This window comes from Vibrio sp. RM-69-4 (assembly GCF_024743775.1).
Lineage (GTDB): Bacteria > Pseudomonadota > Gammaproteobacteria > Enterobacterales > Vibrionaceae > Vibrio > Vibrio anguillarum.
This window is the reverse complement of the sequence record NZ_JAMQXI010000070.1, coordinates 202,102-224,345: the sequence shown is the minus strand read 5'-3', so window position 1 is coordinate 224,345 and position 22,244 is coordinate 202,102. Positions and strand designations below refer to the sequence as shown.

Annotated in this window: 25 protein-coding genes; 16 read left to right on the top strand and 9 right to left on the bottom strand. The window is 45.8% G+C overall.

Annotated features, from left to right (window positions below):
* Positions 1-68 precede the first annotated feature (68 nt).
* Positions 69-2,978 carry an RNA polymerase-associated protein RapA gene (gene rapA, locus NB504_RS11560; RefSeq protein ID WP_013855992.1) on the bottom strand — a complete coding sequence of 970 codons (2,910 nt, stop codon included), beginning with the start codon at positions 2,976-2,978 and terminating at the stop codon, positions 69-71.
* A gap of 434 nt (positions 2,979-3,412) precedes the next feature.
* Between rapA and NB504_RS11555 the strand changes: the two genes are divergently transcribed.
* The 7 genes from NB504_RS11555 to NB504_RS11525 all read left to right on the top strand — a co-directional run bounded on the left by NB504_RS11555 (position 3,413) and on the right by NB504_RS11525 (position 9,975).
* Positions 3,413-4,789 (top strand): PhoH family protein, encoded by a 1,377-nt coding sequence (locus NB504_RS11555; RefSeq protein WP_258428932.1) that lies wholly within the window; start codon positions 3,413-3,415, stop codon positions 4,787-4,789.
* Positions 4,790-4,905: 116 nt separating this feature from the next.
* Positions 4,906-5,910, top strand: a complete 1,005-nt coding sequence (argF, locus tag NB504_RS11550) for an ornithine carbamoyltransferase (RefSeq protein ID WP_013855990.1) — start codon at positions 4,906-4,908, stop codon at positions 5,908-5,910.
* Between the two features lie 458 nt (positions 5,911-6,368).
* The gene (pyrB, locus tag NB504_RS11545) at positions 6,369-7,298 is read left to right on the top strand and encodes an aspartate carbamoyltransferase (protein WP_081245156.1); all 930 of its coding nucleotides are present in this window, start codon (positions 6,369-6,371) and stop codon (positions 7,296-7,298) included.
* Positions 7,299-7,314: 16 nt separating this feature from the next.
* Positions 7,315-7,782, top strand: coding sequence for an aspartate carbamoyltransferase regulatory subunit (pyrI, locus tag NB504_RS11540; protein WP_010318833.1), 468 nt, complete (start codon positions 7,315-7,317; stop codon positions 7,780-7,782).
* Between the two features lie 119 nt (positions 7,783-7,901).
* Positions 7,902-8,291, top strand: coding sequence for a RidA family protein (locus NB504_RS11535; protein WP_013855986.1), 390 nt, complete (start codon positions 7,902-7,904; stop codon positions 8,289-8,291).
* A 192-nt stretch (positions 8,292-8,483) separates the two neighbouring features.
* A complete protein-coding gene (locus NB504_RS11530; protein ID WP_013855985.1) occupies positions 8,484-9,035 on the top strand; it encodes a heme NO-binding domain-containing protein in 552 nt (183 codons plus the stop codon).
* Complete coding sequence (locus NB504_RS11525) at positions 9,028-9,975, top strand: sensor histidine kinase (protein ID WP_017049799.1); 948 nt, start codon at positions 9,028-9,030, stop codon at positions 9,973-9,975. Before NB504_RS11530 ends, NB504_RS11525 begins: the two co-directional genes overlap by 8 nt.
* 8 nt (positions 9,976-9,983) lie before the next feature.
* Here the strand turns inward: NB504_RS11525 and NB504_RS11520 are convergent, their stop codons facing one another.
* The 8 genes from NB504_RS11520 to mlaF form a co-directional block, all read right to left on the bottom strand.
* Positions 9,984-10,730, bottom strand: a complete 747-nt coding sequence (locus tag NB504_RS11520; protein ID WP_013855983.1) for a 1-acylglycerol-3-phosphate O-acyltransferase — start codon at positions 10,728-10,730, stop codon at positions 9,984-9,986.
* Positions 10,731-10,819: 89 nt separating this feature from the next.
* Positions 10,820-12,085: a UDP-N-acetylglucosamine 1-carboxyvinyltransferase gene (murA, locus tag NB504_RS11515; protein ID WP_026029130.1), complete on the bottom strand. Its 1,266-nt coding sequence runs from the start codon at positions 12,083-12,085 to the stop codon at positions 10,820-10,822.
* Positions 12,086-12,094: 9 nt separating this feature from the next.
* Positions 12,095-12,349, bottom strand: coding sequence for a BolA family iron metabolism protein IbaG (gene ibaG / locus NB504_RS11510; RefSeq protein ID WP_013855981.1), 255 nt, complete (start codon positions 12,347-12,349; stop codon positions 12,095-12,097).
* Between the two features lie 13 nt (positions 12,350-12,362).
* Positions 12,363-12,671 carry a lipid asymmetry maintenance protein MlaB gene (locus tag NB504_RS11505; protein ID WP_258428928.1) on the bottom strand — a complete coding sequence of 103 codons (309 nt, stop codon included), beginning with the start codon at positions 12,669-12,671 and terminating at the stop codon, positions 12,363-12,365.
* Positions 12,668-13,306 carry a phospholipid-binding protein MlaC gene (gene mlaC, locus NB504_RS11500; protein ID WP_026029129.1) on the bottom strand — a complete coding sequence of 213 codons (639 nt, stop codon included), beginning with the start codon at positions 13,304-13,306 and terminating at the stop codon, positions 12,668-12,670. The genes NB504_RS11505 and mlaC overlap by 4 nt, the downstream gene beginning before the upstream one ends.
* A 20-nt stretch (positions 13,307-13,326) precedes the next feature.
* Positions 13,327-13,818, bottom strand: a complete 492-nt coding sequence (gene mlaD / locus NB504_RS11495) for an outer membrane lipid asymmetry maintenance protein MlaD (RefSeq protein ID WP_258428927.1) — start codon at positions 13,816-13,818, stop codon at positions 13,327-13,329.
* A gap of 2 nt (positions 13,819-13,820) precedes the next feature.
* Positions 13,821-14,612 carry a lipid asymmetry maintenance ABC transporter permease subunit MlaE gene (gene mlaE / locus NB504_RS11490; RefSeq protein ID WP_013855979.1) on the bottom strand — a complete coding sequence of 264 codons (792 nt, stop codon included), beginning with the start codon at positions 14,610-14,612 and terminating at the stop codon, positions 13,821-13,823.
* On the bottom strand, positions 14,609-15,406 hold the full coding sequence (mlaF, locus tag NB504_RS11485; protein WP_026029128.1) for a phospholipid ABC transporter ATP-binding protein MlaF: 798 nt from the start codon (positions 15,404-15,406) through the stop codon (positions 14,609-14,611). The genes mlaE and mlaF overlap by 4 nt, the downstream gene beginning before the upstream one ends.
* A gap of 271 nt (positions 15,407-15,677) precedes the next feature.
* Between mlaF and NB504_RS11480 the strand changes: the two genes are divergently transcribed.
* Genes NB504_RS11480 through ptsN form a run of 9 tightly spaced genes read left to right on the top strand, consistent with a single transcriptional unit; the run spans position 15,678 to position 22,235 of the window.
* Positions 15,678-16,643, top strand: a complete 966-nt coding sequence (locus tag NB504_RS11480; RefSeq protein ID WP_064625914.1) for a calcium/sodium antiporter — start codon at positions 15,678-15,680, stop codon at positions 16,641-16,643.
* A gap of 19 nt (positions 16,644-16,662) precedes the next feature.
* Positions 16,663-17,637 (top strand): arabinose-5-phosphate isomerase KdsD, encoded by a 975-nt coding sequence (gene kdsD / locus NB504_RS11475; protein WP_017046458.1) that lies wholly within the window; start codon positions 16,663-16,665, stop codon positions 17,635-17,637.
* The gene (gene kdsC, locus NB504_RS11470; protein WP_202599533.1) at positions 17,637-18,191 is read left to right on the top strand and encodes a 3-deoxy-manno-octulosonate-8-phosphatase KdsC; all 555 of its coding nucleotides are present in this window, start codon (positions 17,637-17,639) and stop codon (positions 18,189-18,191) included. The genes kdsD and kdsC overlap by 1 nt, the downstream gene beginning before the upstream one ends.
* Positions 18,188-18,751 carry an LPS export ABC transporter periplasmic protein LptC gene (gene lptC, locus NB504_RS11465; protein WP_017046456.1) on the top strand — a complete coding sequence of 188 codons (564 nt, stop codon included), beginning with the start codon at positions 18,188-18,190 and terminating at the stop codon, positions 18,749-18,751. Before kdsC ends, lptC begins: the two co-directional genes overlap by 4 nt.
* Complete coding sequence (gene lptA / locus NB504_RS11460) at positions 18,732-19,232, top strand: lipopolysaccharide transport periplasmic protein LptA (protein WP_017046455.1); 501 nt, start codon at positions 18,732-18,734, stop codon at positions 19,230-19,232. The genes lptC and lptA overlap by 20 nt, the downstream gene beginning before the upstream one ends.
* Positions 19,233-19,234: 2 nt before the next feature.
* A complete protein-coding gene (lptB, locus tag NB504_RS11455) occupies positions 19,235-19,960 on the top strand; it encodes an LPS export ABC transporter ATP-binding protein (protein WP_013855971.1) in 726 nt (241 codons plus the stop codon).
* A gap of 52 nt (positions 19,961-20,012) precedes the next feature.
* Positions 20,013-21,473 carry an RNA polymerase factor sigma-54 gene (locus NB504_RS11450; protein ID WP_069212112.1) on the top strand — a complete coding sequence of 487 codons (1,461 nt, stop codon included), beginning with the start codon at positions 20,013-20,015 and terminating at the stop codon, positions 21,471-21,473.
* 25 nt (positions 21,474-21,498) lie between these two features.
* Positions 21,499-21,786 (top strand): ribosome hibernation promoting factor, encoded by a 288-nt coding sequence (gene hpf / locus NB504_RS11445; RefSeq protein ID WP_013855969.1) that lies wholly within the window; start codon positions 21,499-21,501, stop codon positions 21,784-21,786.
* 2 nt (positions 21,787-21,788) lie between these two features.
* Positions 21,789-22,235, top strand: coding sequence for a PTS IIA-like nitrogen regulatory protein PtsN (gene ptsN / locus NB504_RS11440; RefSeq protein WP_013855968.1), 447 nt, complete (start codon positions 21,789-21,791; stop codon positions 22,233-22,235).
* Positions 22,236-22,244 lie beyond the last annotated feature (9 nt).

Genomic DNA, 22,244 nt, shown 5'->3' with positions numbered 1-22,244 from the left:
AACAAAGGCCTTATCGAAAAAGGCCTTTGTTATTTTTAATGTAACGCCACAAGGGCCAAGTAAAGGGATCAGTTATGCGTCACAACGATTAAACGCAACGAATCCAGTTGGAATTGCGCTTTACCGATGTAACCGCTTAACTCGTTAATCTGCTCTTCAATCGCGCTGATCTCTTCATCACGAATGTTCGGGTTGACTGCTTTAAGCGCCAATAAGCGCTCCAGTTCACCGTTTAAGCTCGACTGCATCTCTTTCTGCGCTTGTTCACGAATCGCTTCAACACGGCTCACAACTTGGCTTTCACTGGCAGCAATTAAGCTATGCACATCATTTTGTACCGACGTAACGAGCTTGCTGGCCAAATGACGATTCACTGGGCTTAATTGGCGGTTGAAGCTTTCAAACTCAACTTGCGCGGAGAGATCATTACCACGCGCATCCATCATCAAACGGATCGGTGTTTGAGGAAGGAAGCGGCTGATACCACTGCGTTTTGGCGCTTGTGCATCCACCACATAGATCAACTCAAGTAGCAAAGTCCCAACAGGCAGAGCTTTATTTTTCAGCAGAGAAACCGCCGATGTTCCCACGCCTTCGCTCATCAGTAGGTCGATCCCGCCTTGAATCATCGGGTGTTCCCAACTGATGAAATTCATATCTTCACGCGATAATGCCGTATCACGATCAAAAGTGATGGTCGCTCCTTCATACGGCAAACCGGGGTAGCTTGGCACCATCATGTGCTCTGATGGTGTGACCACCAGCGCGTTTTCACCCCGATCATCTTGGTTTAAACCGATCGCATCAAATAAGCTCAAAGCGAAAGTAACCAAGTTAGTATCGCCATCCGTTGATGCTATACTTTCGACGATTTTCAATGCTTTTTCGCCACCGTTTGAATGCATTTCAAGCAATCGGTCACGCCCTTGTTCAAGCTGAGCCTTCAACGTTTTGTTGAGCGTTGCCGACTGTTCAATGATCTCATCCAACGTATCGATATTTCCCGAAGCCAGCATGTCAATCAGATCATCGGCATATTTATCATACACAGCGCGGCCTGTTGGGCAGGTTTCAGCAAATGCATTCAAGCCTTCATCAAACCAACGCGCCAAAATCGCTTGCGATGTGCCTTTAAGGTACGGCACATGGATATCGATATCACGGTGTTGACCAATACGATCCAAACGGCCAATGCGTTGCTCTAAAAGATCTGGGTTAAACGGCAGATCAAACATCACCAACTGGTTAGCAAATTGGAAGTTACGCCCTTCAGAGCCGATTTCACTACAGATAAGCACTTGCGCGCCACCCTCTTCTTGTGCGAAATAAGCGGCGGCTTTATCACGTTCTAAAATCGACATACCTTCATGAAAAACGGTGGCGCGAATGCCTTCACGCTCACGCAGTGCTTGCTCCAGTTGTAACGCGGTGCTAGCGCGAGAAGCGATCACTAAAATCTTTTCGCTGCGTTTCTCTTTCACTTTTTCAAGCAGCCAATTCACGCGAGAATCAAACTGCCACCAACTTGCATCATCGCCTTCAAACTCTTGGAAAATCTCTTCGGGGTAGAGCATTTTCATCGCGCGAGCCTGAGCACTGAGCTTACCGCCGATCATGCCAGCCACTCGCATCGAGGTCGTGTATTGCGCGGGGATTTCCATCGGCATCAAGTGCACATTACGCACAGGGAATCCTTTAATCGCAGCGCGGGTGTTTCTAAACAGCACGCGGCCTGTACCATGGCGATCCATCAGATTATCAATCAGCTCTTGGCGAGCAGAGGCTTTGCTCTCTTCATCGGCATCGCTTTCAATAATGCGAAACAGCGGCTCAACGTCTTGCTCTGAAAGTAGCTCAGTGATTTGGTTTTTGGCTTCGTTTTGCAACTTCTCACCCGAAAACAGGGCACTGACGGAATCGGCTACAGGCGCATATTGCTCTTCTTCTTCAACGAACGCCTCGTAATCGTAAAAACGATCGGGATCGAGCAAACGCAAACGCGCAAAGTGGCTTTCACGGCCCAATTGCTCCGGCGTTGCCGTTAGCAGCAATACCGCTGGGGTGTTTTGCGCTAGCCCTTCGACCACTTGGTATTCGCGGCTTGGTTTATCTTGGCTCCATTCTAGATGGTGCGCTTCATCCACCACCAATAGATCCCACTCCGCCTCAAGTGCTTGTTCAAAACGTTGACGACTTTTACGCAGAAAATCGAGCGAACAAAGCACATATTGCTGAGTATCAAAAGGGTTGTGTGCTTCAGCGAACGCTTCAACACAACGCTCCTCATCAAAAATGGAGAAATGAAGATTAAAGCGACGCATCATCTCCACCAACCATTGGTGCTGCAAGGTTTCCGGCACCACAATCAAAATACGTTCCGCGCGACCAGAAAGCACTTGTTGATGAATGATCATCCCCGCTTCAATGGTTTTACCTAACCCCACTTCATCGGCTAATAACACGCGGGGCGCATGGCGACGGCCAACCTCATGTGCGATATAAAGCTGATGAGGAATCAGGCCCGCGCGCATGCCACATAAACCACGCATTGGGCTTTTGTGTTGTTGATATTGGTTAGTGAGGGCGCGATAACGCAACACAAAATTATCCATGCGATCAATTTGACCTGCGAACAATTTATCTTGCGGTTTGTTGAAACGGATTTGGTGGCTTAAGAAAATTTCACGTAGCGCCACGCCGCTTTCATCGTTGTCTTCGCGCGTACCGAGATAAGTGAGTAGTCCTTGTTCTTCAACAACTTGCTCAACGCGTAGCGACCAGCCTTCTTGGCTTTCAACCACATCACCGCTATTGAACGTCACTCGTGTTACCGGGGCGTCACTGCGTGCATAAACGCGGTTTTCTTCTGATGCAGCAAACATCAAGGTCACAGTACGCGCATCAAGCGCTACCACAGTACCTAAACCAAGATCACTTTCTGTATCGCTTATCCAGCGTTGCCCCAAAGCAAAACTCATGAATCGACTACCTTATTTATTTGGAATGGATTGTATCGATCTGCTACCACGTGAAGGCAACTCCTAATTATGATTGTTGTTGGAGTGTGGTGCAGAAAAAGGTCGCTAATCTTACTTGATGGCGTGATACAGGTCACGTGTAAAGCGAAGGATAACCAAGATTTTTTTCTTCAACTTTTGGTTGACATCAAACTGTAAGAAATCGGTGGCATTTGTAGTAAACAAGGTTGCTATACTTGTTGTAACGATGCTTGCTTTGCCAGTCAAAAGGATGACTCTGGCACGAAGCATGCAGACCAAACAGACAATGAGTATCAACACAGGCTTGCAGTAAGTCATCGAGCAATCGAGTCACTACCGGCATCCATTGATCGATAACCTCTACTTGCTAGCACCTTTTGTTAAGCACGCTGCACAGCAGCAAGGAGACGCTTATGGGCGATACCGATCGGAAACTGTTTGTACTTGATACCAACATCCTGCTTCATGAACCTTTAGCCATTTACTCCTTCCAAGAGCATGATGTGGTCATTCCGATGACCGTTCTTGAAGAACTTGACCGGATCAAAGACAGCAAACGCGATGTTGCACGAGATGCGCGGGTCGCTATTCGTGCTTTAGAGCACTTATTCCACGATGCCACCCCAGACGAAATTACCGAAGGTATTCCATTTTCTAAAGAGGCCAGCAAGACGGGAACTATCTCGATCCTTGCCGACTTTGAGTTGCAAGAAACCGTCAAAGCCTTTACTGACAAAGCTGGCGACAACCGTATCCTCAACGCTGTACTTTACCTGCAAGCGAAACGAGCGCCACGTTCTGTGGTTCTCATCACCAAAGACATCAACATGCGATTGCGCGCTAAAGGTGCAGGCGTGCGCTATGTTGAGGATTACCGCACTGACCAATTGATTGATGATGTGCAGTACCTGACCAAAGGCTTCCAAGTTCGTGAAGGAAATTTTTGGAACAACGTCGATGAAGTTGAGAGTAGAACCGTCGGCGGAAAAGCCTTCCATACGTTAGATAAAGCGCCGTTTGATCCGACCTTTATTAATCAATATGTCATTGATGAAGATAGCGATTTTGCGGCGCGCGTGCATGAAATCAACGCAGAAAAAATTACGCTGCTTGATATTGGCCGCGAGAGAATGATGCACCGCAAAGCGTGGGACATCACCCCGAAAAATATCTACCAAGCGATGGCTCTTGATGCCTTGCTTGATCCAAGCATTGATTTGGTAATTTTAACCGGAGCCGCTGGTAGCGGGAAAACGCTGCTCGCTATGGCCGCCGCTCTTGAACAAACCATTGAGAAGAAGATGTTCGATAAGATTATCGTCACCCGTAACACGCCAGATATCGGAGAATCGATCGGCTTCTTACCCGGAACAGAGGAAGAGAAAATGATGCCGTGGCTGGCGGCGGTTACGGATACATTGGAAGCCTTGCACAAAAACGATCACTGCACCGAAGGTTCACTCAAATACATCTGCGATAAAGCCAATATCCAGTTTAAATCGATCAACTTTATGCGTGGGCGCTCAATCCAAAATGCCTTTGTGCTACTCGATGAGTGTCAAAATTTAACCGCTTCTCAAATCAAAACTATCATCACGCGCTGTGGTGAGGGCACTAAAATTGTCTGTTCTGGTAACTTAGCGCAGATTGATTCCCACTACTTAACCCCGGTGACCTCGGGTTTGACCTACATGGTTGAGCGCTTTAAAAACTTTGAAGGCAGCGCCAACATTCACTTAAACGGCGTTGTTCGCAGCCGCTTGGCCGAATTCGCTGAAGAGAATTTATAGTCACATTAGACGAGATATTATTAATATCTCGTCTTTATTTTAAAATAATTATTCACAAATTTAGCATTTATATGTTTTACTAAGGCCATTCATCATTCACCGTTTAGGACTGGGATATGGCTTTCAATTTACGCAACCGCAACTTTCTCAAACTGCTCGATTTCACGCCGAAAGAGATCCAATTTCTGCTCGATCTCTCTGCTGATCTCAAAAAAGCGAAATACGCCGGATCAGAACAGAAAAGATTAGCGGGTAAAAATATTGCGCTGATTTTTGAGAAAGCCTCAACACGGACGCGATGTGCATTTGAAGTGGCCGCGTTTGATCAAGGCGCTCAAGTCTCTTACATCGGGCCATCAGGGTCGCAAATTGGTCATAAAGAGTCGATGAAAGACACCGCGCGCGTACTCGGAAGAATGTACGATGGCATCCAATATCGCGGTTTTGGACAAGAAATTGTCGAAGAGCTTGGCGCACATGCTGGCGTTCCTGTATGGAACGGGCTCACCAACGAGTTCCACCCAACACAGATTTTAGCTGACTTTTTAACCATGATTGAGCATGGCCGTGGTAAACAGTTGCACCAAGTGTCACTGGCTTATCTAGGCGATGCACGCAATAACATGGGCAATTCACTGATGGTGGGCGCAGCAAAAATGGGCATGGATATTCGCCTCGTCGCACCCAAACAGTTTTGGCCAGAAGCGTCACTTGTCACCACTTGCCAAGAAATTGCCAAGCAGACGGGAGCCAAAATCACGCTCACTGAAAATGTACAAGAAGGCGTGCAAGGATGCGATTTTCTCTATACCGACGTTTGGGTTTCTATGGGCGAATCAGCCGATGCATGGGATGAACGCGTGGCCTTAATGACGCCTTACCAAATCAATATGAATGTGATTAAGCAAACTGGTAATCCACAGGTAAAATTTATGCACTGCTTGCCTGCGTTTCATAACGACGAAACCACCGTAGGCAAAGAGGTGGCGGAAAAATATGGTATGAAAGGTTTGGAAGTCACCGAAGAGGTGTTTGAGTCTGAATATTCGATTGTGTTTGATGAAGCTGAAAACCGCATGCACACCATCAAAGCTGTGATGGTCGCGACTCTCGGCGCTTAAAAAACAAGGCAACAATGGATCGAAGCCCGATGAACTTACATGAGTAAGTGATTCGGGTGAGTGAAAGCAGCTAACGCCGCGACAGTGCCAAAGCGACTTTTAATCCTCAAAATCATTAGTGCTGTCGCAAGGCAGCAAGAGAACGAAGCCCGATGAGCTTACATGAGTAAGTGATTTGGGTGAGTGAAAGCAGCTAACGCCGCGACAGTGCCAATGATGAAGAGGATTGCGAGGTAATCGCTTGCGCTCACACAACGAAAGCGTATAATTCACAGCAATTTGTCTGAGGGGTAGCCATGAAAACGGACGTTGTTATTCACATCTACAACGCAATTCGATTCAATGTAGGTCAGCGTGCTGACTTACTGGGCGCGTTATTTTTCCCCTCTCTTGATTTTTAAAGCCTCCCTATTGGGGGGCTTTTTTATGGCTACTAGAAAATTATAGGGAAGACGACCATGGTGAATTCGCTTTATCAAAAGCACATTATTTCGATTCCGGAGCTCTCTCGTGACGAGCTGGAATTGATTGTGAAAACCGCAGGCCAACTCAAAGCGGAACCAAAACCAGAGCTGATTAAGCACAAAGTGGTAGCAAGCTGCTTTTTTGAGCCGTCGACTCGTACTCGTTTGTCTTTTGAAACCGCTATTCAACGCATCGGCGGCAGCGTGATTGGCTTTGATAATGGTGGCAATACGTCACTGGCGAAAAAAGGCGAAACACTGGCCGATTCAGTACAAGTGATCTCCTCTTATGTGGATGCGTTTGTGATGCGCCACCCCCAAGAAGGCGCAGCGCGTTTAGCCTCTGAATTTTCAAACGGCGTTCCTGTGATTAACGCTGGCGACGGCGCTAACCAGCACCCAACCCAAACACTGCTTGATTTGTTCACCATTGCCGAAACACAAGACCGTTTAGATAACATTAATATCGCCTTTGTTGGCGACTTGAAATATGGCCGAACCGTCCATTCTTTAACCCAAGCTTTGGCTAAATTTAACCACATTCGCTTTTTCTTTGTTGCGCCGGATGCGCTGGCTATGCCTGACTATATTTGCGAAGAGTTAGATGATGTAGGCATTGAGTACAGCCTGCACACCGATATGGAAAGCGTTATTCCACAGTTAGATATTCTGTATATGACGCGCGTCCAAAAAGAGCGCTTTGATGAATCAGAGTACGCGCACATTAAATCGGCGTACATTTTGACAGCCGCCATGCTTGAAGGTGCGCGCGATAACTTAAAAGTGCTACATCCGCTTCCGCGCGTGGATGAAATCACCGTTGATGTGGACAAAACGAAGCACGCTTACTTCTTCCAACAAGCAGAAAACGGGGTCTACGCCCGTGAAGCTTTGCTGGCGCTTGTGTTAAACGAAACCCTGTAATAAAGGAGCCCCAACCATGACTAAAGAGACTCAATTGCAGGTTGAAGCCATTAAAAACGGCACGGTTATCGACCACATTCCTGCACAAATCGGTATTAAAGTATTAAAGTTATTCGATATGCACAATTCTCATCAACGTGTCACGATTGGCTTAAATTTACCCTCTTCCGCGCTGGGCGCAAAAGATCTGCTGAAGATTGAAAATGTGTTCATTAATGAAGCCCAAGCCAATAAATTAGCACTTTATGCACCGCATGCGACTGTCAACCAAATCGAAAACTACCAAGTGGTGAAAAAGCTAGCGTTGACACTGCCTGAGCAGATCAATGATGTTTTTGCCTGCCCAAACAGCAACTGTATTTCCCACAATGAACCGGTCGAAAGCAGCTTTAAGGTTTTCGAAAAGAAAAACGATATTCGTTTGAAATGTAAGTATTGTGAGAAAGTTTACTCACGTGAGATTGTGACCGAACGCGAGTCATAATTAACCCCGTTTAAGTCTATCGATGCCTCACTTTAGTGGGGCATTTTGCACTTTACCTGCCGTTTCTTTAAAGGCAAACTGACGCCTACCCTTCACATAAAAACAGATGGAACACAATCATGACTAAAGTACTTCATACCGAATCCGCTCCTGCCGCAATTGGCCCTTATGTACAAGGTGTCGATCTTGGCAATATGGTGCTAACTTCAGGGCAAATTCCAGTCAACCCAGTCACCGGCGAAGTGTCAGCAGATATCGCAGTGCAGGCTCGTCAATCTCTCGACAACGTAAAAGCCGTGGTGGAGTCTTCTGGCTTAACGGTTTCTGACATCGTAAAAATGACTGTATTTGTTAAAGATCTGAATGATTTTGGCACGGTGAATGAAGTCTACGGTAAATTTTTTGATGAGCATAACGTGGCAAACTACCCTGCGCGTTCATGCGTAGAAGTCGCTCGCTTACCTAAAGATGTGGGTATTGAAATTGAAGCGATTGCGGTACGTAAGTAAGCATTGCTCATAATCAGCACAGTGTAAGCACCACCAGCATGCCACTCTGACGTGAATGTGCTTTTTCAAACCTCGAACCCCGTTCGAGGTTTTTGTTTAATCCAAAAAAAATCAATTTTTACACCTCATACTTGCTACTTTAGGGTTAGTCACCAACACTTATCGTACTTTTGAACCGTTCGAGGTAGTGAGATGCAAGGGATTATCTATACCGTTCTTTCTGATTTAGTCATCGAAAAATTTGGCGCACTGTTTTGGGATCAAATGCTCGAGGATTTAAAACCTAGCTCTCAAGGCATCTACACCGCTGGAGAGCAATACTCCGATGACGAACTGCTTGCAATGGTGGCTTATTTGAGCGAGCAGAAAAACATCCCCACTGATGATTTAGTCCGGCTTTATGGGCAATACCTATTTTCTCGCCTGTACAACAGCCTTCCTGAAAATTATCCAAATAAAAACAACTTATTAGAGTTTTTGATTTCGGTCGATCAAGTGATCCATAAAGAAGTGAAGCGGCTCTACCCCGATGCCTATTTGCCGCAATTTCAATGTAAAAGCGAGGGCGATCGATTAACCATGTATTACACCTCGAAAAGAAAATTGTGCGCTGCGGCGGAAGGACTCATCATCGGCGCTTCAGAACAATTTGGTGAAGAAGTCGAAATCGAGCAGCCCCAATGCATGCATCATGGTGCTTCATTTTGTGAAATTGTTGTCACCTTTAAGGGCAAACATGAGTGAAATAGAGCAATACCAACGCATTTATGAGCGTGAGCGTCAGGCTCGTTTGCTGGCAGAGCGGTTACTGCAAGAAAAAAGCCGCGAGCTTTACGATAAAATTTTAGAGCTGCAAGAGACTCTAGATCAACTTCATAGCGCGCAAGCACAGCTTGTACAATCAGAAAAAATGGCCTCCGTCGGTCTGCTGGCGGCTGGCGTTGCTCACGAGATCAATAACCCAATCGGTTTTTGTCTGAGTAATTTAAATACGCTGCGTGATTACTCTCACACCTATATAGGAATTGTCGCTTTGGTAGCACAGCACAAAGCCGAAATTGCTAACACGGATTTCTACCGCAATTATCAAGATTATTATCAACGACATGATATTGGTTTTGTCGAAAGTGATTTAACTGACATGCTTCAAGAGACTTCGGGTGGATTGCTCCGCGTAAAAGACATTGTCACTAGCCTACAAAGCGTTTCTCACTCCAGTGATGGCCGATTTGTCGAGTGTGAGTTAAATTCGTGTATTGAATCAACACTACACATGGTCTGGAACCAATTTAAATATACGATGGAGGTCGAGCAGCGATTGGATGAGGCTTTGCCGAAAATCAATGGGATATCAGCAGAGCTACAACAAGTGTTTATGAACCTATTTATTAACGCCTCTCACGCTTGCGAAGCACAAGGAAAGTTAACGATTAGCACAGATTCTGTGGTCGAAAAAGGGAAACGCTGGGTGAGGGTGACAGTGGCAGATAATGGGCATGGCATGAATCAAGACATCATCAACAAGGTGTTTGATCCTTTCTTCACCACCAAACCTGTCGGCGTAGGGACGGGTTTGGGTTTATCGATTTCATACAGTATTGTTGAAAAGCATGGTGGGAAAATGCAGGTCGAATCTGAAGTGGGACAAGGCACCACCTTCATACTTCTTTTTCCCACCATTTAGTAAAGCGGTTACTGACTGCGTGATGTGACTTTCTTACCATCAAGCATCGCCACTTCTTCATCCAGCTGCGCTAATTTGGCCATCATCTGCTCACGGCATAATGTCGCTAATTCCCGTAAATTTTCTTTTCCATATCCTTCAATACTGATCGGTGGCAGCATCTCAACAATCACATGACCATTGTCCCAACGGTTCAGCTTAATATCATTAGTTGAGCTACAAACGATAGGGATAATCGGTACACCTGCGCCAATTGCCGCATGAAATGCACCCATTTTAAAGGGCAGCATGCCACGGCCACGCGAGCGAGTACCTTCTGGAAACATCCACACAGACACATCACTGGTTTTTATGCTATCGACAACTTGATCAATGGTGCCTTTGGCTTTGTTGCGATTGGATCTATCAATTAAAATATTCCCTGCTAACCAATACAACTGACCAAACACAGGTGTCCAAACTAAACTTTTTTTCCCTACTGTCACGACTTTCGGCGTTACCGCCGCAGCAACAGTACACAGATCCCAGTTATTTTGATGATTCGCAATGTAGATGTGCTGGCCGCGTTGATAAGCATCTTCTGGGATACGCAGTTCTAATTTAATACCCATCAATTTTGACATGCGGGCGAATAAACGCCCAAACGTAAATACATGTTTGGGATTACGTGGGCTAAGTAAACAGTAGCCACATCCAAAAACAAACATCACAATGGCAAACAGTGCGACTGCCAATAGACGCAAAAGAGCAATCATTTCAGTTCTCCATGGAACAAAGATAAAAAATGAGCAAGGATAAAAAAGCCGAAACCCAGAGATTTCGGCTCCATTGCATGAGCGAGAGTTTAACTGCTGACTTGAATGCGCTCAATATTAGCGCCAAGAGCCGACAGTTTATCTTCAATTCTTTCGTAACCGCGATCGATATGGTAGATGCGATCGACGATGGTTTCACCTTTTGCGATACAACCGGCAATCACTAGGCTGGCTGAAGCACGTAGATCGGTCGCCATCACCTGCGCGCCACTCAACGATTCCACATCACCACAAATCACAGTATTCCCTTCAATCTCCGCTTTTGCTCCCATACGCATCAGTTCAGGAACGTGCATAAAACGGTTTTCAAAGATGGTTTCAGTGATCTTGCCACCACCTTTTGCCATCATATTGAGTAGGGTAAATTGTGCTTGCATATCGGTTGGAAAGCCAGGATGAGGCGCAGTGCGAATCGAAACCGCCTTAAGCTCTTTTCCGGTCATATCAAGGCTTATCCAGCCCTCACCCGTTTCAATCTCAGCGCCCGCTTCTTCCAGTTTTGCTAACACGGCCTCTAACAAATGCGAGTGAGTGTTGTGGCAAACAATTTTTCCGCGAGAAACAGCCGCCGCGACTAAAAACGTGCCCGTTTCAATGCGATCAGCCACAACAGCGTGTTTACCACCACCCAAACGTTCAACACCTTCAATGGTAATGGTATCGGTGCCTGCACCGGATACTTTTGCACCCAGCTTATTCAAAAACAGTGCGGTATCGACAATTTCAGGCTCACGCGCAGCGTTGTCGAGTACGGTTGTGCCTTCGGCAAGGGTTGCGGCGCACATAATGGTAATGGTGGCACCCACGCTCACTTTATCCATGACGATGTGTGCACCTTGTAGACGACCTTCGACACTGGCTTTCACGTAGCCATCTTCTAAGGTGATGGTGGCACCAAGCTGCTCTAAACCGTGAATATGCAGATCGACAGGACGAGCGCCAATGGCACAGCCTCCAGGTAGCGAAACTTGGCCATAACCAAAACGAGCCACTAATGGACCGAGAGCCCAAATAGAAGCACGCATGGTTTTGACTAAATCATACGGCGCGCAATATTCATCAATTTGACTAGGATCGACATGAACTGAGCCATTACGTTCGACTTTAGCGCCTAAACGTTTGAGCAGTTCCATTGTGGTATCAATATCGCGAAGGTGTGGCACATTGGCCACTTCTACTGGCTCAGAGGCCAAAATAGACGCAAATAAAATAGGCAGTGCAGCGTTTTTGGCACCTGAAATGGTCACTTCACCTTGAAGAGGTTGTGTTGACCCAATAACTCGAAACTTTTCCATCAATAAACCTTACAGCGACATCAACTTTTTATCACGAGCCCACTCTGTTGGTGTGAACGCTTTAATAGAAAGGGCATGAATGTCGTTTCTTTGAATGTACTCCATCAGTGGAGCATAAATAAGTTGTTGTTTTTTAACGCGACTCATCCCTGCAAAACAAGCATCAACAGCGATAACTTCATAGTGGCTACCTTCACCTTTGACGTGGATCTCTTCAAGGTTTAGTGCTTGTTCTAATAACTGTTGTACTTTTGCGCTATCCACAATGTTCCCCTGCTTAATTCTTTATATGTTGAGCCATTAAACGATCAATGTTGCTCAATTGGAATAGTGTGCGCAGTTGCTCTGGCACGAAACTGAGCATTATATGACAGTTTCGTTTTTTTGCATGCTCTATTAGGTGGATTAACATCACCATTCCGGCAGAGTCTATGCGTTCAACGTTTTTCAGTTCAATCTCAAACTGTGTACTCACCGGGTTCCATTTTTGGATAAACACCCAGAAATCAGGCACATGCTCTCTGTCTAATGCGCCCGACAAAGCCGCAATCGGTATATCAGTTTGATGCCACTGCGGATGAATCATTGCGCTTTACCTTCAAAACGGATCGGCTGATCCGCCAATTGTTGCAGTTCATTGGCAACCGCTAAGATGCCATCTTGGCGAATTTTACCGCTCCATTCAGATTGCTTACTGGAGAGCAAACTCACTCCTTCTGCAATCATATCAAAGACTTGCCATTCGCCATTTTTCTCTTTGCGCAATTTAAACTCAAGCTTGATGTTCGGTCGTGGCGTATCAATAATATCCACCTTCACGCTGGTAATGCGTTTATCATCCGACACCGCCTGTTCAGGCTCGAACTCAATAATTTGGTTACTGTACTGAGTCAATACTTGCGCATATGCACTGACAAGATAGGCACGAAATGCGGTAATGAAAGTGGCGACATCTTCACGCTTGGCCCCTTTTAAGTTTGGGCCCAATAACTTCAGTGCCGCATACTGCTCATTGACGTAAGGCATCAGCTCTTGTTCCACGATTTCTTTCAAATATTCAGGATGGTGGTGAATCGCTTCTTGTTCGGCTTTCAAACGAGTAAATGCCGTTTCAGACACCTGCTTCATCATGGTATAGGGCTGGGTTTTATCCACATTGGCCGCTTGCACAAACATAGCGGCAAAGAGGGTAAATACAAAAATCAACGTCCGTTTAAACACTGTTTTTATAAACACTGTTGTTACTCCTTACCTTTTTCTTGTGAGCCACCACCGACGCTATACAGCACTTGACCAATCAAATCTTCTAATACGAGGGCGGATTTTGTGTCTTCAATTAAGTCGCCCTCTTTTAACATCTGTTCATCTTCAAAGACAAACCCGGGCACAAGCCCAATGTATTGCTCGCCAATCAATCCAGAAGTTAGAATTTGCACACTCGACGTTTCTGGAAATTGATCATATTGACTGTTAATAGCCATAGTAACCACAGGCAGCAAGCTCTCTCTATCGAGTTTAATCTCGGCCACTCGCCCAATGACTACACCACCCACTTTGACTGGCGAGCGCACTTTTAAACTACCGATATTGTCAAATTCAGCTTTCAATTGGTAAGTATGGTTGGAACCCAACCCTTTTACGTCAGCGACCTGAAAAATCATCACCAGAATTGCGCAAATTCCAGCAAGGACAAAGCTACCGACCCAAAGTTCTATTTTTCGTGTTTGCTGCATGATTAATTCCCAAACATCAATGCGGTGAGTACAAAGTCTAGCCCTAATACAGCTAAAGATGAATGCACTACGGTTCTTGTGGTGGCACGGCTAATACCTTCCGAGGTTGGAATAGCATCGTAACCGTTAAACAGTGCAATCCAAGTCACTGTGATGGCAAACATCACGCACTTGATCATACTGTTGCCAATATCTTGTCCTAGCTCTACCGATGACTGCATCGCAGACCAAAAACTGCCGTGATCAATCCCTTTCCAATCCACGCCAACAAGCTGGCCTCCCCAAATGCCGACCGCCATAAAAATCATCGCTAGCAACGGCATTGATATTAGCCCAGCCCAAAAGCGAGGAGCGATAATACGTTTGAGCGGATCAACCGCCATCATCTCTAAACTGGAAAGCTGCTCGGTGGCTTTCATCAGGCCGATCTCAGCGGTAAGTGCAGAACCAGCACGCCCAGCAAACAGCAGCGCAGTCACCACGGGCCCAAGTTCACGCAATAAAGAGAGCGCAACCATCTGCCCAAGGCTACCTTCCGCGCCGTAATCGACCAAAATCACATAGCCTTGCAGGCTCAACACCATGCCAATGAACAAGCCAGAAACGACAATAATCGCCAGCGACTGAACGCCAACACTGTAGAGCTGCTTCACTAACAATGGAAAATTCTGAATAGGCCGTGGGCGGCTCACTAATGCGCCAAACAGCATCAAGCTAGCTTTGCCAAAGGCTTGGCAAAATTCGAGCGTACGGCGACCGAGCCCTTCAATCCAGTCAGTCAATGTAGACATCATGAGAATAAATCCTTTTCTAGGCTTTGCGCTGGAAAGCGAAATGGTACTGGGCCATCAGCCTCGCCTTGTAAAAATTGTTGTACGCGAGGATCGCTATTTTGATAAAGATCGTTTGGCGTTCCTTTGGCAATCACTTTGCCGTCAGCCAGCAAATAAACCCAATCGGCAATGCTCATCACTTCAGGAACATCATGAGAGACCACTATCGAGGTCACCCCTAAAGCTTGATTCAAATTGCGGATCAACTCCACCAGCACGCCCATGGTGATCGGGTCTTGCCCCACAAACGGCTCATCATACATGATCAGTTCCGGATCTAGCGCAATCGCGCGCGCTAATGCTGCCCTTCTTGCCATACCACCGGATAATTCGCTCGGCATGAGCAAGGCGGCACCGCGCAGACCAACCGCTTCTAATTTTAGTAAAACTAATGTCTTAATCAGCGATTCATCTAATTGAGTGTGTTCACGTAAAGGGAAAGCCACATTGTCGAACACATTTAAATCGGTAAATAACGCACCCGACTGAAACAACATGCTCATTTTTTTACGAGCTTGATACAGCTTTTTGCGACTGAGCATCGGGATGTTTTGTTTGTCGAACCAAATCTCACCTTGTTCAGGAAACAGTTGTCCGCCAATAAGACGTAGCAAAGTGGTTTTACCAATACCCGATGGCCCCATAATGGCGGTAATTTTTCCTTGCGGAACGCTGAGACTCACGTCATCGAAAATCTTCCGTCCTGAACGGGAGAAGGTTAAATTCTTGATTGTGACAAGATCGTTGATTGGCATCATGAGTGTTTCACTATTGTTGTCCGCCCCAAAATGATGGGCAATCATAAGCATAACGTTCTAAAATTAAAAGCACTGTTCAATTACATCCTAAAGTAAAGCATCATCTTTCGCCAAAACAATCTTCCGGTCATTTATTGATGGATAGCTAACTAAACCATGAATTGAACGTAATTAATTGGATCTTCAGCTTCCCTTTTCGCAACCAACACGTCAAAATTAGCGGTTAATTGCATCATTTTTTCACTCATTTCATTAATTAGGTATCATCATGATCGAAGCGGTAGCGTTTCTCATTGTAGGTTTGGTGTTTTTAGTCTGGAGCGCTGACAAGTTAGTCTTTGGTTCTGCCGCGCTTGCTCGCAACTTTGGCATCTCGCCATTAGTGATCGGCATGACTATTTTAGCAATGGGATCATCAGCACCAGAGATGATGGTATCGGCAACGGCCGCTTTGGATGGGAAAACCGATACTGCCGTCGGTAACGTGCTCGGTTCTAACATCGCTAACATTGCTTTGATCTTGGGTATTACAGCACTCATCAAACCGCTTTCCGTCAGTTCTGCGGTACTCCGCCGTGAACTGCCGCTGATGATTGCGGTCACACTACTTGCTGGTGCGTTATTGTGGGATAACCACTTAGGATTCTATGAAGGTGTGTTGCTGTTTGCACTTTTCGCCGTGTTTATCATCGCGATGCTCCGCATTAGCCGTAACGAGCAAAAACATGGTGACGCGCTGCTTACCGAGCAGGAATCTGAAATACCGCAGGGCGTGAGCAACGCAAAAGCGGCTATTTGGGTAGTGATTGGGCTTATCATTCTGCCGATTGCTGCCAGCGTGTTAGTCGATAACGCCGTCATTATCGCTAAGTTTTTTGGCATGAGCGACTTGGTAATTGGCCTGACGATCATCGCTGTTGGGACCAGCTTGCCAGAGTTGGCCGCCTCACTCACAAGTGTGTTGAAAGGCGAAGATGATATGGCTGTGGGCAACATTATTGGCTCGAACGTATTCAATATTCTTGCCGTGATGGGCTTACCCGGCATTCTTAATCCATCGATACTCAGTGAGCATGCGATGGGACGCGATTTTTGGGTAATGCTTGGCGTATCTCTTCTACTGGTTGCCATGGCTTTAGGGAAATCGCGTAGTATTAACCGCATTGAGGGAGGCATGCTCTTCCTCGCTTTTATCGGATACCAAGCTTATCTACTTATGAATATGACCGCTTAACCCAAACTCGGAGTATCGAATGTCGAATCAGTTTGATTATCGCAGTGTTGCACAGCAAGTTCTCGCCACCGAAATGGCGGCTTTACAGCAGCTAGAGCAATACTTTGACGACTCATTTTGCCAAGCGTGTGAAATGATCATTGCCAATGATCACGGCAAAGTGGTGGTGATGGGTATGGGTAAATCAGGCCATATCGGTAAAAAAATTGCCGCGACCTTAGCCAGTACTGGCACTTCGGCATTTTTCGTACATCCAGGAGAAGCGGCGCACGGTGATCTTGGTATGATCGAGCGTGGCGACATCGTAATTGCTATTTCAAACTCTGGCGAATCCTCGGAAATTTTATCACTGTTTACTGTGCTAAAACGGCTCAATATTCGCATCATTAGCATGACAGGCAACCCGTCATCGAATATGGCAAAGTTGGCCGATCTTCATTTGCAAATCACTGTCCCACAAGAGGCATGCCCGCTTGGCCTTGCGCCAACCTCCAGCACCACAGCAACGCTAGTGATGGGCGATGCGTTAGCCGTCGCACTCTTGCAAGCACGCGGCTTTACCGCTGAAGATTTTGCGCTGTCTCATCCCGGTGGGGCTTTAGGGCGAAAATTGTTGCTCAAGCTCTCTGATATCATGCACATTGGCGATGCATTACCAACAGTGCAACCAAATGCATTGATCCGCGATGCCTTACTTGAGATCAGTCAAAAAGGCTTGGGGATGACAGCGGTAGTTGACAGCAACATGCAGCTTATTGGCATCTTTACTGATGGCGATTTACGCCGCATCTTAGACAAACGAATCGATATTCACAGCGCGGCAATCAGCGAGGTGATGACGCAAAACCCAACGGTAGCAAGCCCTAACATGCTCGCGGTCGAAGGGTTAAACCTAATGCAAGATAAACGAATCAATGGCTTGATGCTGTGCGAAAATGGCACATTGGTCGGTGCATTAAACATGCACGATTTGCTCAAAGCAGGAGTGATGTGATGACCATGATTGATACACTCTACGGCCCGGTCTCACCGCCTATTCTCGACATAGCTAAGCAGATAAAACTGCTGATCTGCGATGTGGATGGCGTCTTCTCTGATGGCTTAGTTTATATGGGCAATCAAGGCGAAGAGCTAAAAACCTTCCACACTCGAGATGGCTACGGCATAAAATCATTGATGAATGCTGGCATTGAAGTGGCGATCATTACAGGTAGGCAGTCAAAAATTGTCGAAAACCGTATGGCCGTATTAGGCATTACATTGGTTTATCAAGGTCAGGATGACAAGGTCAAAGCCTATAACGATATTTGTCGCCAGCTCAATATTGCCCCAGAACACACAGGGTATATCGGTGATGACTTGATTGATTGGCCAGTAATGGAAAAAGTCGCGCTGAGAGTCTGTGTCGCGGATGGTCACCCGCTATTAGTTAAACGCGCAAACTACGTGACCCATATAAAAGGTGGGCATGGCGCTGTACGCGAAGTGTGTGATTTGATTTTGCAAGCTCGCGGTGAGTTAGATGTGCACAAAGGCTTAAGTGTATGAGTTTATCTCGTGTCCTCTATGTGATACTGATTTTTATCGCATCGTGGTCAGCCTATTACTTGTTCGATAAAGAACAAAATACCGATATACAAGTTGCTCCGAACTTGGAGTTACCGTCGTTTAGTGGAAAAAATCTCGACAACACCACCTATAACGAGCAAGGTATCCGCAGCTACATCATTCAATCGACGCATCTGGATCATTACGCAAAAAGTGGCGACACCATTTTCGAGTACCCGATACTCAAAGTCTTCCGTGATGGTATTTTGCAAGAGTGGGAGATTACCGCTAAACGCGGCGTACTCGATGAAGAGCAAGTACTCACACTGTATGACGACGTACTGGCAAAAAACCTATTAGCAGATTCTAGTTTTGATACGCTTTCAACCATTAAGATGAGCATTCAACTCAATAATCGCGATTTTTGGGCCGATAATCAGGTCGATTTGGTTGGGCCACAATTCGAAACACAAGGACAAGCGATGAAAGGCAACTTTGCCGACAATACCGCTATTCTTTATAACCATGTACAAGGTAGATATGAAACTCTCACACCTTAGTCTTATTGCTTGTTTAGCGATTTCTGGTCACGTATCCGCGTTGTCTACCGACAGTGCTCAGCAGATTTATCTGAATGCAGACAGCCAACTGCTCGACATGAAAAGCAACCAAATGACACTCCTTGGTAATGTCAATCTCAAACAAGGCAGTATCAATATCAACGCCGACAAAGTGATTGTAACCCGTGATGCAAAAGATGGCTCCATTCAAGAAATTGAAGGATATGGCAACCTCGCCACTTTTTCGCAATTAACCGACGATGGCAAAACCTTGTATGGTGAGGCGAAAGAGCTCTATTACAAATTGGCCGATGATCAGTTGACGATGATCGATCAAGCCATGTTGTCACAAGACGATAGCATCATCCGTGGTACGAAAATTCGTTACAAAATTTCGTCACAGAAACTGATGGCTGATGGTAACTCTAACGAGCGAGTATCGACCGTGCTTCAGCCGCAAGCCACTACGACACAAGAATAATTATGGCCATACTTAAAGCAGAACATTTAGCGAAAAGCTATAAAAAGCGCAAAGTCGTCTCTGACGTCAGCTTGCAAGTAGAATCGGGGCAGATTGTTGGCTTACTCGGCCCTAACGGCGCAGGAAAAACCACATCGTTTTACATGATCGTCGGCCTTGTCGCTCGTGATGAAGGTAAGATCAGCATTGATGATCACGACATCAGCATTTTACCTATGCACAGTCGCTCACGCTTAGGGATCGGCTACTTACCTCAAGAAGCGTCTATTTTTCGAAAATTATCGGTCGAAGATAACATCATGGCGGTACTTGAAACCCGTGAATCGATGACCCGTGAAGAGCGCCAAGATAAACTCGAAGATCTACTAGAAGAATTTCACATTCAACATATCCGCCATAGTGCGGGAATGGCGCTATCGGGTGGTGAACGTCGCCGAGTTGAAATTGCCCGCGCTCTTGCCGCAAACCCACAATTTATTTTGCTTGATGAACCCTTTGCAGGGGTCGACCCCATTTCCGTTATCGACATTAAAAAGATCATCCAACACCTGCGAGATCGTGGCTTAGGCGTTTTAATCACAGACCACAACGTTCGAGAAACATTGGACGTCTGTGAAAAAGCCTATATTGTAAGCCAGGGTCGTTTGATCGCAGAAGGTACACCACATGACGTGCTCAATAATGAAGAGGTAAAACAAGTTTATCTCGGTGAACAATTCCGTCTATGATTAAGTAGAGAGTGACATCAATTCTAAAAATAATTAAGGTAACTGGCACTGAATGAAACCCTCATTACAACTGAAGCTCGGCCAACAATTAGCGATGACACCGCAGTTACAACAAGCCATTCGTTTGTTGCAACTCTCCACATTGGAACTCCAGCAAGAGATCCAAGAGGCTCTAGAGTCTAATCCATTATTGGATGTTGAAGAGGCCTATGAAGAGAATGCCACCGCCGATGTTCATAGCATCAATGAGGAGAAAGAAACCAGTGCTGAGGTGTTAGATATTGAGCCACAAGACAGCTCTGACTTAATTGAAAAATCCGAAATCAGCAGCGAGCTTGAGATCGACACCACATGGGATGATGTCTACAGCGCAAACACTGGCAGCACAGGGATCGCCCTTGATGATGACATGCCCGTGTACCAAGGTGAAACAACGCAAACCCTGCAAGATTATCTACTGTGGCAATTAGATCTCACACCGTTTAGCGACACCGACCGCAGCATTGCTCTTGCCTTGATTGACGCCATCGATGACTACGGTTATCTCACCGTTTCTTTGGATGATATTTTAGAAAGCTTTGCCGATGAAAATATCGAGCTTGATGAAATTGAAGCCGTTCGTAAACGTGTTCAGCAGTTTGATCCCCTCGGTGTGGCTTCAGTCAACCTTCAAGACTGCCTGCTTTTACAATTAGCGACCTACCCTGCCAGTACCCCTTGGTTAGAAGAAGCTAAACAGCTGCTGATCCAACACATTGATCTGCTCGGCAATCGTGACTACAAGTTGATCATCAAAGAAACCAAGTTAAAAGAAGAAGATCTGCGAGAGGTATTGCAGCTCATTCAACAACTTGACCCAAGACCGGGAAATAATATTTCAACCGAGCACGCCGAATACGTTGTGCCTGACGTGTCTGTTTACAAAGATCACGGCAAATGGGTGGTCACAATAAACCCAGATAGCGTACCAAAACTTAAGATAAATCAACAATATGCAGCCTTAGGCAAAGGTAACAGTGCCGATAGCAACTACATTCGCAGTAATTTGCAAGAAGCAAAATGGCTAATTAAGAGTTTAGAAAGTAGAAACGAGACACTGCTCAAAGTTGCCAAGTGTATTGTTGAACATCAACGTGATTTCTTTGAGTATGGTGAAGAGGCGATGAAGCCAATGGTACTCAATGACGTTGCTTTAGCGGTAGAAATGCATGAATCCACCATATCAAGGGTGACAACGCAGAAGTACATGCATACTCCGCGTGGTATTTTCGAATTGAAATACTTCTTCTCCAGCCATGTCAGTACCGACAGCGGGGGAGAGTGTTCATCGACTGCAATACGAGCACTGATTAAAAAACTGGTGGCCGCTGAAAATACAGCCAAACCATTAAGTGACAGTAAAATTGCAGATCTACTGGCTGACCAAGGGATTCAGGTAGCTAGACGGACGATAGCTAAATACCGTGAATCGTTGGGCATTGCTCCATCGAGTCAGCGCAAACGCCTACTGTAAGGCACAAAACAGAGAAGGAAAGTCTATGCAAATCAACATTAATGCCCATCACATTGATCTGACCGATTCAATGCAAGACTATGTAAACTCGAAGTTTCAAAAACTTGAGCGATTTTTTGACCATATCAATAACGTACAGGTTGTTTTACGTGTTGAAAAAGTACAACAGATCGCTGAAGCTACGCTCCACATAAATCAAGGTGATATCCACGCCGTGGCCGACAATGAAAATATGTATGCTGCCATTGACAGTTTAGTGGATAAACTCGTAAGACAACTCAACAAGCATAAAGAAAAGCTAAGTAGTCATTAATCATGCAATTAAGCGAAGTACTCTCATTGGACTGCACGAAAAGTGCGGTCCAATGCACCAGTAAAAAAAGAGCCCTAGAAATCATTAGCGAAATCGCTGCTGAGTATTCAGGTCAAAATTCCACCGAGCTGTTTGAATGCATGCTCAGCCGAGAAAAAATGGGCAGTACTGGTATTGGTAATGGCATCGCCATTCCTCATGCAAGAATGACCAACAGTGATCGTGCCATTGCCGTTTTGCTGCAGTGTGAAGAACCGATTGAGTTTGATGCTATTGATAATCGACCTGTCGATCTACTGTTTGCGTTGCTCGTTCCTGAAGAGCAGTGCAAAGAGCATTTAAAAACGCTCGCTTGTATGGCCGAGCGCCTCAATGACAAACAAGTTTTAAAACAGCTTCGAAGTGCACAAAGCGATCAAGAGCTGTACGACATCATGACTAACCAATAACCACCGAGC

What these genes read in the sequence shown, in the direction of transcription:
- NB504_RS11505 (WP_258428928.1), bottom strand. Translation starts at nt 12,671, where the DNA reads ATGATTCATCCGCAGTGGCATCAAACTGATATACCGATTGCGGCTTTG.
- lptB (WP_013855971.1), top strand. Translation starts at nt 19,235, where the DNA reads ATGGCCATACTTAAAGCAGAACATTTAGCGAAAAGCTATAAAAAGCGC.
- hpf (WP_013855969.1), top strand. Translation starts at nt 21,499, where the DNA reads ATGCAAATCAACATTAATGCCCATCACATTGATCTGACCGATTCAATG.
- ptsN (WP_013855968.1), top strand. Translation starts at nt 21,789, where the DNA reads ATGCAATTAAGCGAAGTACTCTCATTGGACTGCACGAAAAGTGCGGTC.
- NB504_RS11530 (WP_013855985.1), top strand. Translation starts at nt 8,484, where the DNA reads ATGCAAGGGATTATCTATACCGTTCTTTCTGATTTAGTCATCGAAAAA.
- rapA (WP_013855992.1), bottom strand. Translation starts at nt 2,978, where the DNA reads ATGAGTTTTGCTTTGGGGCAACGCTGGATAAGCGATACAGAAAGTGAT.
- murA (WP_026029130.1), bottom strand. Translation starts at nt 12,085, where the DNA reads ATGGAAAAGTTTCGAGTTATTGGGTCAACACAACCTCTTCAAGGTGAA.
- pyrB (WP_081245156.1), top strand. Translation starts at nt 6,369, where the DNA reads ATGGTGAATTCGCTTTATCAAAAGCACATTATTTCGATTCCGGAGCTC.
- lptC (WP_017046456.1), top strand. Translation starts at nt 18,188, where the DNA reads ATGAGTTTATCTCGTGTCCTCTATGTGATACTGATTTTTATCGCATCG.
- mlaF (WP_026029128.1), bottom strand. Translation starts at nt 15,406, where the DNA reads ATGCCAATCAACGATCTTGTCACAATCAAGAATTTAACCTTCTCCCGT.
- NB504_RS11535 (WP_013855986.1), top strand. Translation starts at nt 7,902, where the DNA reads ATGACTAAAGTACTTCATACCGAATCCGCTCCTGCCGCAATTGGCCCT.
- NB504_RS11450 (WP_069212112.1), top strand. Translation starts at nt 20,013, where the DNA reads ATGAAACCCTCATTACAACTGAAGCTCGGCCAACAATTAGCGATGACA.
- pyrI (WP_010318833.1), top strand. Translation starts at nt 7,315, where the DNA reads ATGACTAAAGAGACTCAATTGCAGGTTGAAGCCATTAAAAACGGCACG.
- argF (WP_013855990.1), top strand. Translation starts at nt 4,906, where the DNA reads ATGGCTTTCAATTTACGCAACCGCAACTTTCTCAAACTGCTCGATTTC.
- mlaD (WP_258428927.1), bottom strand. Translation starts at nt 13,818, where the DNA reads ATGCAGCAAACACGAAAAATAGAACTTTGGGTCGGTAGCTTTGTCCTT.
- NB504_RS11555 (WP_258428932.1), top strand. Translation starts at nt 3,413, where the DNA reads ATGGGCGATACCGATCGGAAACTGTTTGTACTTGATACCAACATCCTG.
- kdsC (WP_202599533.1), top strand. Translation starts at nt 17,637, where the DNA reads ATGACCATGATTGATACACTCTACGGCCCGGTCTCACCGCCTATTCTC.
- NB504_RS11525 (WP_017049799.1), top strand. Translation starts at nt 9,028, where the DNA reads ATGAGTGAAATAGAGCAATACCAACGCATTTATGAGCGTGAGCGTCAG.
- mlaE (WP_013855979.1), bottom strand. Translation starts at nt 14,612, where the DNA reads ATGATGTCTACATTGACTGACTGGATTGAAGGGCTCGGTCGCCGTACG.
- kdsD (WP_017046458.1), top strand. Translation starts at nt 16,663, where the DNA reads ATGTCGAATCAGTTTGATTATCGCAGTGTTGCACAGCAAGTTCTCGCC.
- lptA (WP_017046455.1), top strand. Translation starts at nt 18,732, where the DNA reads ATGAAACTCTCACACCTTAGTCTTATTGCTTGTTTAGCGATTTCTGGT.
- NB504_RS11520 (WP_013855983.1), bottom strand. Translation starts at nt 10,730, where the DNA reads ATGATTGCTCTTTTGCGTCTATTGGCAGTCGCACTGTTTGCCATTGTG.
- NB504_RS11480 (WP_064625914.1), top strand. Translation starts at nt 15,678, where the DNA reads ATGATCGAAGCGGTAGCGTTTCTCATTGTAGGTTTGGTGTTTTTAGTC.